This is a genomic window from Streptomyces umbrinus (assembly GCF_030817415.1).
Lineage (GTDB): Bacteria > Actinomycetota > Actinomycetes > Streptomycetales > Streptomycetaceae > Streptomyces > Streptomyces umbrinus_A.
In genome coordinates this window covers 1,462,018-1,476,847 of the sequence record NZ_JAUSZI010000002.1, presented here as the reverse complement: position 1 = coordinate 1,476,847, position 14,830 = coordinate 1,462,018, and the positions used below count along the sequence as shown (strand labels likewise).

Genomic DNA, 14,830 nt, shown 5'->3' with positions numbered 1-14,830 from the left:
CCACCTCTGCAGGGGAGGGCGTATTCGATCTCGGTAGCTTCCCCGCCCGCAGCGGAACCATCCACGCCGCGCCGTCCACAAGATCTAGTTCACTCGACCCAGTGAATTTCAGCTGCAACGGTTGACTTTTGGTCTTTGTGTTTACTCAACGCGCCCTGTGCAAGGGGGTGTTGCGGACGTAGGGTCGCCGTGCTGCCCCGGTCACGGGCCGCAGTCACGGGCCACATCTTCGCCCGTTGTCCGCACGAATGTTCACGAGCTGTGTTCGTATGACTGACCATGAACTGTCTGACCAAGGAGGGTTGGCGGTGGGAACGCCGGTACGCACTCCGTCGGGCGGGCCGCCGCTGCTGACCGAGTGCGGGCTCATGGAGCCGGTGCAGGAGATGGAGTTCACCGCCCATTTCTCCCGCGCGGACGGGGAACTCGCCGCCGAGGAGGCCGCCGCGGCGGTGACGCGGGTGATCGACGCCCCGCTGTCCTTCGTCACCCCGGTCCTCGACGCCGGCCGCTCCGCGAGCAAGTGCCTGCTGGCGCGCAGCGCCGCCGACACCTGCCGGATCGTGCTCACCGCGGACCTCACCGGCATCACAGTGGCGGCCACCGACGACGTCAAGGTCTCCCTGGACTCATGCGACCAGGCCGGCGCCAAGAACCTGCCGCTGCTCGCCGTCGTCGACGGACTGAAGGTGCACCACGGGCCGGACGGCCATGTCTGGGTCGTGTGGAAGGGCTCCTGGCGGCGGGTGAACGCCACCTCCGACGGGCACGGTGACCACACCCCGGACGGGTCCGCCCAGCCTTAATGCATATGATGTGCAAGTGCGCGACTACTGCATAAGAACGGCGACCCCCGACGACCTCGACGGCGCGCGGTCCGTGATGCTCGACACCGTCTACCGGGACTTCGGCACCGGGTACGTACCGCGCTGGCACCGCGACATCATCGACCTGGACTCCTTCTACCTCGCACCCGACCGGCACACCCTGCTGGTCGCGGTCGACGAGCGCGACGGCACGGTGGCTGCGACCGCCGCGCTCGACTCCCGGGGCCCGGCGCATCCGCCCAACCCGCGCCACCTCGCCGAGCGCTACCCCTCCGGGGACACCGCCCAACTGCGCCGCGTGTACACGCGCGCCGATCACCGGCGACAGGGCCTGGCCCGGCGGCTGGTCGGCGAACTCCTCGACTTCGCGGCGGCCGACGGCGGCTACCGCGCCGCCTATCTGCACACCGACCCCGCGGTACCCGGCGCCGAGGCCTTCTGGCGGTCCCTCGGCAAAGTGGTCCACGACGAGCGCGAGGAACCCGGCGGCGGGCAGCGGATCGTGCACTTCGAAGTGCCCCTGCCCTGACGGACCCACTGCGCGAGCACCGCGCCCGCAGGGTTCGCGCCGCGCGAAGAAACCATTCCCCACGAATCACGAATCTCTCCCCCCCCCACGAAGAAAGAGACCATGCGCTTTCTGCCGCGCCGTCGCCGGTTCGTCGCCGGCCTGCTGCTCGTCCCTCTGCTCACCGGCTGCTTCGCCTCCGAGGGCGGGGAGGAGTCCTCCGGCGACGGGAACGGCTCCCGGCTCAAGGTCGCGCTCGCCTTCCCGCCCGCCGAGAACTTCAACCCGTACGGTGCCGACGCCACGCTCCTCAGCAGGCTCGGCGTCACTGAGGGCCTGACCCGCCTCGACGCCAACGGCGCCGCCGCCCCCGCGCTCGCCGAGTCGTGGAGCCGCGAGAACGACCGCAGTTGGCAGTTCACCCTGCGGGACGCGGCCTTCCAGGACGGCACCGAGGTCACCCCGAAGGCCGTCGCCGCGGCCCTCACCCGGGCCGCGGGCGCCGAGCCCGTGACCGCCGCCCTGTCCGGCGTCGAGCTCACCGCCGAGGCCGCGGGCGACCGACGCGTCCGGGTGACCACCGCCGAGACCGACCCCGCACTGCCGTTGCGCCTGTCCAGCCCCGGCCTGGTGGTCCTCTCCACCAAGGCGTACGCCGACAAGGACGCCGTCAGCCCGGTCGGCACCGCCACCGGACCCTTCGAACTCACCAAGGTCACCGGTACCACCGCGGCCACCCTGGACCGCTTCGACGACTACTGGGGCGGCCGCGCCCAGGCCTCGGGCGTCGACGCGAAGTTCACAGCCGACGGCACGGCCCGTACGAACGCGATACGCACCGGCGGTGCCGACATCGCCGAGGCGGTGCCGGTCTCGCAGGCGACCTCCCTCGACGAGGTGGCCCGCCGCGAGACGGCCACCACCCGCACCACGAGCCTGCTCCTCAACACCGAGAAGGGTGCCTTCAAGGACCCGAAGGCGCGGGCCGCCGCCCGCGAGGCGATCAACACCTCCGCCCTCGCCAGGGGCATCTACGAGGGGCACGCCGACCCCGGCGTCGGCATCTACGGACCCGCCCTGACCTGGGCGGCCGACAAGCGCGTCAAGCCGGCCGGGAGGGCCGGAGCGGCAGCCGCCGACGGCACCTCGGTCACCATGGCCACGTACGACAACCGGCCCGAACTGCCCGAGGTCGCCCAGGTGCTCAAGCAGCAACTGGAGCAGGTCGGCTTCAAGGTGAAGCTGGAGGTGCGCGAGTACTCACGGCTCGAAAGCGACGCGCTGGCCGGGAAGTTCGACGCGTTCGTGTCCGCCCGCAACACCATGCTCGACACCGGGGACCCCGTCTCCATCCTCGCCAGCGACTACACCTGCAAGGGCAGTTACAACCTGGCGCTGCTGTGCGACAAGAAGGTCGACAAGGCCGTCGCCGAGGCCGAGGCGGTCACCGACACCGCGAAGCGGCAGGACGCGGCGATGACCGCCGAAGCGGCGATCCTCGGCACGGACGCCGTCGTGCCGCTGGTCCACCAACGCATCATCACCGGCGTCGGCGCCGCGATCAGCGGTGTGCTGCTCGACCCGTACGAGCGCGGCCTCGTCGGCGTCGGCACGCGCCGCTGACGGGCGGCGGCGCACGTGCTCAAGGCCGTCGTACGCGGCGGGGCGCCGGTGCTGCTCTGGCGCGCCGCCCTCGTCGCCGCCCTGCTGTGCGGTGTCGGGCTGCTGCCCTGGCTGTCGCGCACGGACCCGGCGTTCACCGTGCTCAAGGCACGGTCCGCCGAACGCGCCCCGACGCCTGAGGTACTGGACGCGATCCGTGCTCAACTCGGCCTGGACGCCGGGCCGTTGAAGCTGCTCGGCGACTGGTTCGGCGGGCTGCTGCACGGTGACGCGGGCCGGTCGTGGATCTCCGGTGCGGAGGTCACGCCGTCGGTGCTCCAGGCGCTCGGGGTCTCGCTCCTGCTGATGGGCGGGTCGCTGGCCGTCGCGGTGCTCACGGCGGGGGCGGTGTGTGCCCGTACGCTGCGGCTCGGTGCGGGGCGGCGGCCCGACGGCCGGCGCTCGGCGGGCACCGGATCGGCGCTCCTGTCCACGCTGCCCGACTTCCTGACCGCCTCGGTGCTCGCCGCCGTCGTCGGCGTGCAGCTCGGCTGGCTGCCCGCGCTCGGCTGGTACGGGCCCCAGTGGATGGTGCTGCCCGCGCTCTCGCTCGGCCTGCCCGCGGGCGCGCTGCTCGGGCGGATGCTCGACGACCTGCTGCCGGGCGCGTTCGCCGAGCAGTGGGCGCTGGCGGCCGCCGCGCGCGGAGTCCCCGGCCGGAGCATCGCCCGTCAGGCACTGCGCCGCTGCGTGCCCGGACTGCTCCCGAACTTCAGCCTGTTCGTCGTCGGCCTGACCGGCGGCGCGGTCGCCGTGGAGCAGGTCTTCGACATCCCCGGCCTCGGACGGCTGACCCTCCAGGCCGCCGTGGCGCAGGACCTGCCCGTCCTCCAGGCGGGCGCCCTCGCACTCGTCCTGCTGGCGGCGGCCGCCGGAGGCCTCACCCGGCTCACGGCGCGGCTCCTGATCGGCCCGGCCCTGCGCGACGGCGCACTCTCCTCGCTGCACCGCCCGACACCGCCCCGGCCGACAACCCTGCCCCTGCTGTACGGCGGACTGCTGCTCTCAGTCGTCGCGCTGGGCCTTGCCCGGGATCCGCTGCGCCTCGACACCACCGACCGCCTCCAATCCCCTTCCTGGGCACACCCGTTCGGCACGGACGGACTCGGGCGCGATGTGCTGGCACGGGTCGGCCATGGCGCTCTGAGCACCCTGGTTCTGGCTCTGGCCGTGAGCGCGGCCGCGCTCCTGCTGGGCGTTCTGCTGGGGCTGCTGCCACGGTTCTCCGGGCCGCTGGTCGACACGGTCAACGCCGTACCGCCGGTCCTCGCGGCCCTCCTCGTCACAGGCGTCGCGGGCAGCGGTCCCTCGACACCGGCGCTCGCGGTGACCGCCGTCGCCTGGGCACCGCTCGCGGCCCACACCTCGGCACTGCTCCAACAGGAGCGCGCCACCACGCACTTGACGGCGACCCGGGGCCTGGGCGCGGGCCCGCTCCAACTGCTCCGCCACGAACTCCTCCCGGCCGTCCTGCCCCCGGTCCTGCGCCACGCACTGCTCCGCCTGCCCGGCGTCGCCCTGGCCCTCGCGGCCCTCGGTTTCCTCGGCCTCGGCGCGCAACCGCCGTCCCCGGAGTGGGGCCTGCTCCTGTCCGAGAACCAGCCGTACGCGGAACGGGCCCCCTGGGCGGTACTGGCACCCGCCGCCGCACTCGCCCTGCTGGGGGCGGTGGCCGTCACGGGCGGGGGCGGGGTGCGGTGGCCCGGGAGGCCGCGTCGCGCACGCCGACGCGACACCGGCAAGACCGAGACCGAGACTGAGACCGAGGCGGCGACGCGGCCCGGACCGCAGGCCCCCGCCCGCCCGATCCGGGCCGAGGCGTGACGTCCGATGCCTGAGCAATCGCCTCCGCGTGCCTCTCCCAACGGCCGTACGGAGTCCGGCCGCCCTCGCCGCAGGATCCTTTCCTCGCTGCGGACCTTCGTCTCTCTCCCTCCGCTGCTCCGGCTGCTGATCCTCACTCAGCTCGCCTTCAACATCGGGTTCTACGTGGTGCTGCCGTTCCTCGCGGAGCACCTCGGGACGGCAATCGGCATGGCGGGCTGGATGGTCGGGCTGGTGCTGGGACTGCGGACGTTCAGCCAGCAGGGGCTGTTCGTGGTGGGCGGGGCGCTGGCCGACCGGTACGGCGTACGGCCGGTGGTGCTCGCCGGCTGTGTGCTGCGGATCGCCGGATTCGGCTGGCTCGGATTCGCGGAGGCGAGCTGGGCGGTCGTCGGAGCCGTCCTCCTGATCGGTTTCGCCGCCGCGCTGTTCTCGCCGGCCGTCGAGTCGGAGGTGGCCCGGCAGGCGGTGTGCCGCGAGGAGGCGGGGGAGGGCCCGCGCACCCACGTACTCGCCCTGTTCACCGTGGCGGGCCAGGCGGGCGCGTTCCTCGGCCCGTTCCTCGGCGCGCTGCTGCTGGCCGTGGACTTCCGCGCCGTCTGTCTCGCCGGTGCCGGAGTCTTCGTACTCGTCCTGGCCGGGCACGCGTGGCTGCTGCCGCAGCACATTCCAGGCCGGGCCCGCGTGCGGAGCCGTGGTGGCGTCCGGCGGCTGGTGCGCAACCGTGGCTTCCTCGCGCTGTGCTGCGCGTACGGCGCCTATCTGCTGGCGTACAACCAGCTCTACCAGCTCCTGCCCGTCGAGGTGGAGCGTGCGGCGGGCTCGCAGGCGCCGCTGGCCTGGCTGTTCGCGCTGTCCTCGCTGCTGGTGGTGACGGCCCAACTGCCTCTCACGCGCTGGGCGGGGGACCGGCTCGACCTGCGCCGGTCCATGGCGGCCGGGCTGCTGCTCATCGCGGCCGGTTTCGCGGTGGTCGCCGTGGCCAGGCCCGCCGCGTGGACGGGAACCGTGGGGCTCCTGCCCGCGGCCGGTTACGTCGCCCTGCTCACCCTCGGCCAGATGCTCGTCGCGCCCGCCGCCCGGGCCTGGGTGCCCGACCTCGCCGACGACGGCAGGCTCGGCCTCTACATGGGCGCGCTGTCCTCCGTCTCCGGCCTGATCGTCCTCGTCGGCAGCGCGGCCACCGGATCTCTCCTGGACACCGGCCTGCCCCCGGCCGTGCCCTGGCTGGTGCTCGCCGTGCTCCCCGTGGCGGCGGTCGTCCTGCTGCCCCGGCACCACGTGCCGAGCAAATGAGACACCCCGAACCGCCGACATCAAGAGGCCGACATGACAGGCCGACATGAAAGAGGGGCCGCCGTCTCCCTGCAGACGGCGGCCCCTCGGCTTTCGGTGGGTCACATGTGGACGACCGGCGCGGCTTCCGCGTCCTGCTCGGGAACCCCGCGGCGGTAGAGGAGGAAGGCGATCACCGCGCCCACCGCGAAGAAGCCCGCCGACCACCAGAAGGCGGTGGTGTAGCTCTCGATCGTCGACTGGGCCTGGACCAGCTTGTTGGTGGCGTCCTTGCCGGACATGTAGCTGGTGGCGGCGCTCGCGGCGAGCGTGTTGAGCAGGGCGGTACCGATGGAACCGCCGACCTGCTGCATGGCGTTGACCGTCGCGGAGGCGACACCGGCGTCCTCCGGCGAGATCCCACTCGTGGCCAGGGCCATCGCGGGCGGCATCACGATGCCGAGTCCCGCGCCGATCAGGAGCAGCTGCGGCAGCACGTCGGTCGAGTAGCTGGAGCCGACCCCGATGCCGGTCAGCCAGGCCATGCCGACCGCGGCGATCGCGAAGCCCGCCGGGATGACGACCTTCGGGCCGATGCGCGGGACCAGCTTCGTCGTGGAGACCTGGGCCATGACCATCAGGGCCGCCATCATCGGCAGGAAGGCGACACCGGTCTTCGTCGGGCTGAAGCCCAGGTTCAGCTGCAGGTAGTAGGTGAGGAAGAGGAAGACTCCGAACATGCCCGCACCGGTCACGAGCACGGCGAGGAACGAGGCTCCGCGGCTGCGGTCGAGCAGGACGCGCATCGGCAGCAGCGGGTGCGCGGCACGGGTCTGCCACCAGGCGAACACCGTCAGGAGCAGCCCGCCGGCGATCAGGAAGCCCCAGGTCTGGGGCGAACTCCAGTCGTGCGTCTCGGCGTTGGAGAAGCCGTAGACGAGGGCGAAGAGACCGGAGGAGACCAGCAGCGCACCGGGCAGGTCCAGCTTGGAGCTCGCGGCGTCACGGTGGTTGCTCAGCAGCATCCAGCCGCCGACGAGGGCGATCACGGCGAAGATGATGTTGACGTACAGGGTCCAGCGCCAGTCCAGCGCGTCCGTCAGCACACCACCGAGCAGCAGTCCGAGCGCACCGCCGGCACCGGCGATGGCGCCGTACACGCTGAACGCCTTGGCGCGCTCCTTGGCGTCGGTGAAGGTCGTGTTGAGGAGCGAGAGCGCGGCGGGTGCGAGGAGTGCGGCGAACACACCCTGGAGGGCGCGCGCGGTGACCAGCATTCCGAAGCTGTTCGCCGCGCCGCCGAGCACCGAGGCCCCGGCGAATCCCGCGACACCGATGAGGAAGGTGGGCTTTCGCCCGAAGAGGTCGGCCAGCCGGCCGCCCAGCAGAAGCAGTGAGGCGAAGGCCAGCGCGTACGCGGTGACGATCCACTGGCGGTTGCCGTCGGAGAAGCCGAGGTCCGCCTGCGCCGACGGCAGGGCGATGTTCACGATGGTCGCGTCCAGCACCACCATCAGCTGGGCGATCGCGATGATCGAGAGGATCCACCACCGTTTCGCCGACGACGGCGCGTCGGCCTTGTCGGGTGTGCCCTTACGGGCACCTTCGGAAAGAGTCTCAGTCTGGGGCATCGGAGCATCACTCCAGGGAAGGTTCGCTCGGCATCACGGCTACGTAAACGAAACCGTTTCGTACGCCTTGAGGCTAGACCACTTTTATCGAAACGGCAAAGTTTCGCTACTGCGAGAGGGCTCACATGCGCAGGGGCATGTTCGAGGTCGACGGGGCCGAGCTGTACTACGAGGTGCGCGGCGACGGGCCCGCACTGCTGCTGATCAGCGGCGCAGGGGGTGACGCCGGATATTTCACGGGGATCGCCGACGAGCTGGCGGACGCCTTCACCGTGATCACGTACGACCGGCGGGGCAACTCCCGCAGCACGGGCCAGGGCGACGCGCTGATGGATCTGTCCCAGCAGGCTTCCGACGCTCGCGCGCTCATCGACGGCCTGGCGGGCGGCCGCGCCCTGGTGTTCGGCAACAGCGGAGGCGCGATCATCGGTCTCACGCTGGCCGCCCGCCACTCGGAAGTGGTCGTCGGGCTGATCGCGCACGAGCCGCCCGCCGTGAACGTCCTGCCCGACGGCGACCCCGCACGCGACTTCTTCGCCGAGGTGGCCGAGGCGTACGCGCGGGGTGGTGCCCCAGCGGCGGGCCGCCTCTTCGGGCGGACCGTGCGCGGCGAGGGCACGTACCTGTGGCCCGAAGACCTCTGGAAGAGGTTCCTCGGCAACGGCGACCACCTCTTCGGCCGGGAGTGGCCGGGCTTCGCCGCCTTCCTGCCGGACGAGGCCGCACTCTCGGGCGCCCCGTTCCCGATCGTCCTGGGGGCCGGCTCGGCGGACCGCGGTACCTACTACGCGCGGCCCTCGATCGAGATCGCCCGCAGGATCGGCGTGCCGTGGGTGGAGTTCCCCGGCATCCACATGGAGTTCCTGCCGCGCCCCGCGGGCTTCGCGGCGGCCGTACGGATCCTGGCGACGCAGATGTGGACGCGGGGCGGTGACGTGCCCCAGGGCTGGCTCGGGTGAGGCCGCGGCCCCCTGCCGGTGTTCCCCGACTGTTCATTCCTTGACTGGCATATAACCGTGGAGGCATATTGGAGCCATGTCCGACGCCTCCCTCTGGGCCGCACTCGCCGATCCGCACCGAAGGGCCATCGTCGCGCTCCTCCTGGAGCGGCCGAGGCCCGTCGGTGAGATCGTCGAGGCGTGCGGTCTGAGCCAGCCGAGCACGTCCAAGCATCTGAAGGTGCTGCGGGACGCCGGCCTGGTGCGCGTACGACAGGACGCGCAGCGCCGTGTCTACGCGCTCGACCCGGCGCCGATCGCGGAGCTCGACGCCTGGCTGGCCCCGTACCGCAAGCTCTGGAGCATGAGCCTGGACGCGCTGGGCCGACGCCTGGACGAGACGGCGACAGCCGCAGCGACGGCACCGGGGGAGTCGTCGGACGAAGAGGACGCAGACACTTCAACCCCCTCCCCGAAGGACTGAGTCACCATGTCCACGGAACCCACCGGCACCTACCTCACCCTGGACGACGGCCGCCCCGCCGTCCGCTTCACCCGCACCTACGACCACCCAGTCGACCGCGTCTGGGAGTTCGTCACCGAGCCCGGGGAACTGGCCCACTGGTTCCCCTCCCGCGTCGAGATCGAGCTCCGCGAGGGCGGCACGATCAGGTTCGGTGACGACCCGAACATGGAGGACTCCACCGGGCGAGTGCTCGCGGTCGACGTGCCCCGGCACCTCTCCTTCAGCTGGGGCGGCGACGAACTGCACTTCGATCTGGAGGAGTTGGACGAGAAGCGCACCCGTTTCACCCTCACCAACGTCCTGGAGGCCGAGAACACGGCCGCCCGCAACGGCGCCGGCTGGGAGGTGTGCCTCTCCGCCCTCGACGCGCACGCCCGCGGAGCCTCGCTCGGTGGCCCGCACGCGGGTGCCGGTGCGCCCTGGCAGGAGGTCTACCGGGCGTACGTCGAGGCCGGCGTCCCCTCCGGAGCCGCGATCCCGGGACAGGACGCCTGACGCCGGCCCCCGCCGCGTGGCGGCTACTGCATCTGCCGCCGCACCAGCTCGTGCAGCCGCCCGCCCGTGTCCGCCAACAGCTGGGCGGGCGGGCCCTGTTGGGCGACCCGGCCGTCCTCCATCACGATGACGCGGTCCGCGTCCATGACGGTGGACAGGCGGTGCGCGATCACCACACGCGTGGCGTTGAGGGCTCGGGTGCTCTCGATGACCGTGCGCTGGGTCTCGTTGTCCAGGGCGCTGGTCGCCTCGTCGAAGAAGAGGATGCGCGGGCGCCGGATCAACGCCTGGGCGATCATCAGCCGTTGACGCTGGCCGCCGGACACGGCGCCGCTGCCGGAGACGATCGTGTGCAGGCCCATCGGCATGCGCTTGATGTCCTCGGCGAGCCCGGCCATCTCGGCGGCCGCCATCGCCTCCTCGGGCGTGTAGGGCTCGGTGCCGCAGATGACGTCCAGGATCGACCCGGTGAACGGCTGCGCGTGCTGGAGCACCACACCGCACTGACGGCGTACGGCGGACTGGTCGAGGGCCGCCAGGTCCTGGCCGTCGTACAGGACGCTCCCCGAGACCGGCTTGTCGAAGCCGATGAGGAGCCGCAGCAGGGTGGACTTGCCGCAGCCGCTGGGGCCGACGACCGCCACGAACTCGCCCGGCCGGATCGCGAAGGACACGTCGTCCAGGACCAGCGGACCGTCCTCGGTGTACCGGAAGGAGAGCTTCTTCGCCTCCATGGCTCCGGACAGTTCGGCAGGACGCGTACTCGCCACCCGCACCTCGGGCGTCGCGTCCAGGACCGGCCTGATCTCCTCGAACATCGGCAGCGCGGAGACCATCGACACGAAGGCACCCGTCACCTGGGTGACCGAGGTCAGCAGCATCGTCATCGAGGTGTTGAACGTCAGGAAGGCGGCGGCCGACAGCGAACCGCGCGCGGGACCCGCCAGCAACATGAACATGATGAGTGAGCAGAGCGGCAGATACACCGCGCCCAGCACCGTCGTGAGGTTCTTGATCCGGCCCACGCGCTGCTGGAGTTCACGGCTGCGCGCGAACTCGCCGGCCCAGGCCGCGTACGCGTAGTTCTCCGCCGCCGCGACCCGCAGCTTGGGCAGGCCGCGCAGGGTCTGGAAGGCCTGGTTGTTGAGCTTGTTGCTCAGTACGACCAGCCGGCGCTGCCAGCGCACCTGCCACAGACCGAGTCCGAGGAAGACCCCGGCGATGACGACGAGCATGCCGATCGCGGCGAGAGCCATCGGGACGCTGTACCAGAAGAGCAGCGCGAGGTTCATCGCGCCGACCGTCACCGACTGGACCACCACCGGGCCGACGCCCGCCATCAGCCGGCGGATCGCGCTGATCCCCATGGCCGCACTGGCCAGTTCACCGGTGGAGCGGGACGTGAAGAACTTCGTCGGCAGCCGCAAAAGCCTGTCCCACACGGCCGGTTGGAGCGTGGCCTCGATACGGCCCTCCAGCCGCAGCATGGTGAGGTTCTGCATCAGCATGAAGGCCGCAGACACCACACTGGCGATCATGATGGCCAGACAGAACTGGACGATCAGGCTCTCCTGGGCCTTCGGCACGAACTCGCCGAGCACCTTGCCGGTCGCGATCGGCACCAGCGCGCCGAGGGCCACCGTCACCAGACCGCTCATCGCGAGGTTGCGCATGTCCCCACCGGTGCCCCGGAGACTGAACCGCAGCAGCCGCAGCGGGCTCAGCCGACGTTCGGGCAGTGGCCGGTAGAACATGACGGCCCGCGGTTCGAACTCCGCCGCGTTGGCCTTCTCGACCGGCGTCTCACGACCGCTCGACGGATGCACCGCCACATATCCGCCGCGCCGCCACAGCAGCGCGGCCGGGGCGCCGGACGCGACCCGGTGCCCGACGAGCGGCCCGATGTTGTCGCGCCACCAGCGCCCGTCGAGGCGTACGGCACGCACCCGGACCCGGGAGGCGAGCGCGATCTGTTCGACGGGGTCGAGCCGGTCGCTCTCCACGCCGCCCTGCGCCGGGTCGGCGAGCGTGATCCCGGCGGCGTGTGCGACGAGCTTGCAGGCGGCGTACGTGGCATCGGCGTCCGCCGCGCCCGGACCCGATCCCGATCGCTTGGACATGGAGGCGATGAGCGTCCGGTCGGCCTGCGCGCGGACCGCCTCGCCCGCCTTGATGCCCGCGGCCGTGCGGGTCTCGTGCGTGCGCTCCAACTGCTCGATCCAGCGGTCGAGGGTGGCCAGCAGCCGGTACTGCTGGTCGACCATGGCCTGCCACATCGCGGGGTCCACGAGCAGGTCCGCCGCGGCCTCGGCGCCGTACACGGAGCCGTACTGCACACTGCCCGGCGGCACCTGCATCCACAGCACGTCGTCGTCCGTGAGCACCGCGTCCCGCTCGGTCGCCAGGGGGGCCTCGAAGAGGATGGCGAGGCCCCGGCCGACGCCGAGCGACAGGGCGTACTCCAGCGGGCTGGTGGCCGGGGGGACGTACTGGGGGTTGCCGTACGCGTCGTACGTCCAGGTCTCGGTCTGCGGGGGCTGGTACAGCTCGCGCAGCGCGATCCGGCGCAGTACGCACGCGCGCAGCGGCCTGCCGACCAGGGTGTGCTGGGGTCCCGCGACCGGGCCGAGCAGCAGCGCGCCCGCTTCGAGGCGGCCGAGGTGGTGCCAGTGGCCCTGCTGGGCGGCGTCGACCGCGAACAGGTCCATGGCGCCGGACACGACCAGCCACAGCACGTGCGGCCCTTCGAGGTCCAGACGGGTGAGGCCGGAGCCGTCGACCGGTGTGCCCATGCCGCCGAGCGCGCCGAGCACGTAGTCGCCCTCGGTGGCGGGCTGTTGGTGCTGCTCGTTCGGTTGATACTGCTGGTTCTGGTTCTGCTGGTCCTGCGGGTACGCGGACGTCATCTCATCGCTCCCTGACCAGCTCGGCGTACGCGCCGCCGGCCGCCACCAGGGCGTCGTGACGCCCGCGCTCCACGATCGTGCCGTGCTGGAGCACCACGATCTCGTCGCTGTCGCGCACGGTGCTGAGCCGGTGCGCGATCACCACGCAGGCACAGCCGCGCTTGCGCAGGTTGTCCATGACGAGCTGCTCGGTCTCCGCGTCCAGGGCGCTCGTCACCTCGTCGAGCACGAGGATGCTGGGCCTGCGCACCAACGCCCGTGCGATCTCCAGGCGTTGACGCTGACCGCCGGAGAAGTTCCGCCCGTCCTGCTCGACCCGGCTCTGGATACCGCCCGGGCGGCGCATCACCACGTCGTACAGAGCCGCGTCCTCCAGCGCGGCGACCACGGCCTCGTCCGGGACCGACGGGTCCCACAGGGCGATGTTGTCGCGGACCGAGCCCTCGAAGAGGAACACGTCCTGGTCGACGAAGGAGACGGAGGCCGCGAGCGCGCCGCGCGGGATGTCCTCCAGACGCTGGTCGTCGATACGGATCACGCCCTCCCAGGGCGCGTAGAGCCCCGAGATCAGCCTGGACACCGTCGACTTGCCGCTGCCCGAGCCACCGACCAGGGCGACCTGCTGGCCCGGGCCGACCGTCAGCGAGAAGCCGGACAGCAGCGGCTTGTCGAGCGGGCTGTAGCCGAACGTGATGTTCTCCAGCTCCACATGGCCGTGCAGCCTGCGCGTGCTGTCGCCCCCGCCGCGGCGCGAGTAGAGCGGATCGGCCGCGAAGTTCTCCACATCCTTCAGACGGGCCACGTCGGCCGCGAAGTCCTGGATGCGGCCCGCGACGCCGTTGAGCCGGGTGATCGGCGCGGTGAAGCGGGTCACCAGCGCCTGGAACGCCACCAGCAGACCGACGGATATGTGCCCCTCCACGGCCCGCATACCGCCGATCCACAGGATCAGCGCGCTGTTGAGCGTCGCGAGGGTCGGCGCGACCACCCCCAGCCAGGCACTCGGCACACCGAGCCGCTGCTGCTCCTCCAGCGTGGTGGCGTGCTGCCCGGCCCACTTGCGGAAGTAGCCCTCCTCGCCGCCGGTCGCCTTCATCGTCTCGATCAACTGGAGGCCCGTGTACGCCGTGTTGGTCAGCCGCGCGCTGTCGGCGCGCAGCTTGGCCGTACGCGTCGCACGCAGCCGGATCACCACCCGCATCGCCACGATGTTGAGCAGTGCGACCCCGATGCCCACGGCCGTGAGCTGCGGGTCGTAGGTGTAGAGCAGCACGGCGTAGAGGACGACGACCACCGCGTCCACGCCCGCCGCCGCGAGGTCCCGGGCCAGGGTCTCGGCCACCGCGTCGTTGGACTGGAGACGCTGCACCAGGTCGGCCGGGCTGCGCTGGGAGAAGAAGGTGACCGGCAGCCGCATCAGATGCCGGAGGAACTTCGCGCTGCTGAGCGTGGACGAGATGATGCGGCCGCGCAGCAGGTTCGTCTGCTGCAGCCAGGTCAGCACGACCGTCAGCAGCACCGTCGCGCCCATCGACGAGAACAGCACCCCGAGCAGCGACGTCTGCCCGCCGATCAGGAACATGTCGATGTACGTACGGCTGAGCGCGGGCACCGCCGCGCCGACCGCGACCAGCAGCAGGCTCGCCAGGACGGCGGCGGGCATCGTGCCCGACGTGCCGCGCAGCCGGGCCGGCATGGCGCCCATGACGCCGGGTTTGCGGCCGCCCTTCTTGAAGTCCGGACCCGGCTCCAGGACCAGCACGACACCGGTGAAGCTGGTGTCGAAGTCCTCCATGGGCACGAAACGACGGCCCTTGCCGGGGTCGTTGATGTGTACACCGCGCCGGCCGAAACGGCGCCCCATGCCGTCGTAGACGACGTAGTGGTTGAACTCCCAGAACAGGATCGCCGGAGCCCGCACCTCGGCGAGCGCGACCGTGTCCATCTGCATGCCCTTGGCCGTCAGGCCGTAACTCCGCGCAGCCTTCAGCAGGTTGCTGGCCCGGGAGCCGTCCCGCGAGACGCCGCAGGCGATGCGCAGCTCCTCCAGCGGGATGTGCCGTCCGTAGTGACCTAGGACCATCGCGAGCGAGGCGGCGCCGCACTCCACGGCCTCCATCTGGAGGACGGTGGGCGTACGGACAGTCTTGACCCGGCCCTTGGGGACGGGGCGCTTGGGCGGGGTGGCCTTGCGGCGGCCCCGTACGGGCGGCGGCAGTTGTGACCCCCGGCCGGCCG

Annotated in this window: 11 protein-coding genes; 8 read left to right on the top strand and 3 right to left on the bottom strand. The window is 71.5% G+C overall.

The features are described 5' to 3' along the window. Window positions 1-308: 308 nt before the first annotated feature. From QF035_RS07325 to QF035_RS07305, 5 genes are all read left to right on the top strand, one after another. Window positions 309-806, top strand: a complete 498-nt coding sequence (locus tag QF035_RS07325; RefSeq protein ID WP_307519077.1) for a hypothetical protein — start codon at window positions 309-311, stop codon at window positions 804-806. Between the two features lie 16 nt (window positions 807-822). Further along, window positions 823-1,356, top strand: coding sequence for a GNAT family N-acetyltransferase (locus QF035_RS07320; protein ID WP_307519076.1), 534 nt, complete (start codon window positions 823-825; stop codon window positions 1,354-1,356). Window positions 1,357-1,458: 102 nt separating this feature from the next. Then, on the top strand, window positions 1,459-2,958 hold the full coding sequence (locus tag QF035_RS07315) for an ABC transporter substrate-binding protein (RefSeq protein WP_307519074.1): 1,500 nt from the start codon (window positions 1,459-1,461) through the stop codon (window positions 2,956-2,958). Window positions 2,959-2,973: 15 nt separating this feature from the next. After that, entirely contained in the window at window positions 2,974-4,821 is a 1,848-nt protein-coding gene (locus QF035_RS07310) for an ABC transporter permease subunit (RefSeq protein WP_373466614.1), read from the top strand. Between the two features lie 6 nt (window positions 4,822-4,827). Beyond that, window positions 4,828-6,117 (top strand): MDR family MFS transporter, encoded by a 1,290-nt coding sequence (locus tag QF035_RS07305; RefSeq protein ID WP_307519072.1) that lies wholly within the window; start codon window positions 4,828-4,830, stop codon window positions 6,115-6,117. Window positions 6,118-6,218: 101 nt separating this feature from the next. On the opposite strand, the gene QF035_RS07300 is transcribed toward QF035_RS07305, so the two are convergent. Next, window positions 6,219-7,727 carry an MFS transporter gene (locus tag QF035_RS07300; protein WP_307519070.1) on the bottom strand — a complete coding sequence of 503 codons (1,509 nt, stop codon included), beginning with the start codon at window positions 7,725-7,727 and terminating at the stop codon, window positions 6,219-6,221. A 125-nt stretch (window positions 7,728-7,852) separates the two neighbouring features. Between QF035_RS07300 and QF035_RS07295 the strand changes: the two genes are divergently transcribed. The 3 genes from QF035_RS07295 to QF035_RS07285 all read left to right on the top strand — a co-directional run bounded on the left by QF035_RS07295 (window position 7,853) and on the right by QF035_RS07285 (window position 9,686). Beyond that, entirely contained in the window at window positions 7,853-8,686 is an 834-nt protein-coding gene (locus QF035_RS07295) for an alpha/beta hydrolase (protein WP_307519068.1), read from the top strand. A gap of 76 nt (window positions 8,687-8,762) precedes the next feature. After that, the gene (locus QF035_RS07290) at window positions 8,763-9,149 is read left to right on the top strand and encodes an ArsR/SmtB family transcription factor (protein WP_307519067.1); all 387 of its coding nucleotides are present in this window, start codon (window positions 8,763-8,765) and stop codon (window positions 9,147-9,149) included. Between the two features lie 6 nt (window positions 9,150-9,155). After that, window positions 9,156-9,686: an SRPBCC family protein gene (locus QF035_RS07285; protein ID WP_307519066.1), complete on the top strand. Its 531-nt coding sequence runs from the start codon at window positions 9,156-9,158 to the stop codon at window positions 9,684-9,686. 23 nt (window positions 9,687-9,709) lie between these two features. Here the strand turns inward: QF035_RS07285 and QF035_RS07280 are convergent, their stop codons facing one another. Both QF035_RS07280 and QF035_RS07275 read right to left on the bottom strand, forming a co-directional pair. Continuing rightward, window positions 9,710-12,478, bottom strand: coding sequence for an NHLP bacteriocin export ABC transporter permease/ATPase subunit (locus tag QF035_RS07280; RefSeq protein WP_307530945.1), 2,769 nt, complete (start codon window positions 12,476-12,478; stop codon window positions 9,710-9,712). Window positions 12,479-12,593: 115 nt separating this feature from the next. Further along, a complete protein-coding gene (locus QF035_RS07275) occupies window positions 12,594-14,711 on the bottom strand; it encodes an NHLP family bacteriocin export ABC transporter peptidase/permease/ATPase subunit (RefSeq protein ID WP_246575645.1) in 2,118 nt (705 codons plus the stop codon). Window positions 14,712-14,830: the final 119 nt, after the last annotated feature.

What these genes read in the sequence shown, in the direction of transcription:
- QF035_RS07305 (WP_307519072.1), top strand. Translation starts at nt 4,828, where the DNA reads ATGCCTGAGCAATCGCCTCCGCGTGCCTCTCCCAACGGCCGTACGGAG.
- QF035_RS07300 (WP_307519070.1), bottom strand. Translation starts at nt 7,727, where the DNA reads ATGCCCCAGACTGAGACTCTTTCCGAAGGTGCCCGTAAGGGCACACCC.
- QF035_RS07275 (WP_246575645.1), bottom strand. Translation starts at nt 14,711, where the DNA reads ATGGAGGCCGTGGAGTGCGGCGCCGCCTCGCTCGCGATGGTCCTAGGT.
- QF035_RS07285 (WP_307519066.1), top strand. Translation starts at nt 9,156, where the DNA reads ATGTCCACGGAACCCACCGGCACCTACCTCACCCTGGACGACGGCCGC.
- QF035_RS07295 (WP_307519068.1), top strand. Translation starts at nt 7,853, where the DNA reads ATGCGCAGGGGCATGTTCGAGGTCGACGGGGCCGAGCTGTACTACGAG.
- QF035_RS07280 (WP_307530945.1), bottom strand. Translation starts at nt 12,478, where the DNA reads ATGGGCACACCGGTCGACGGCTCCGGCCTCACCCGTCTGGACCTCGAA.
- QF035_RS07315 (WP_307519074.1), top strand. Translation starts at nt 1,459, where the DNA reads ATGCGCTTTCTGCCGCGCCGTCGCCGGTTCGTCGCCGGCCTGCTGCTC.
- QF035_RS07290 (WP_307519067.1), top strand. Translation starts at nt 8,763, where the DNA reads ATGTCCGACGCCTCCCTCTGGGCCGCACTCGCCGATCCGCACCGAAGG.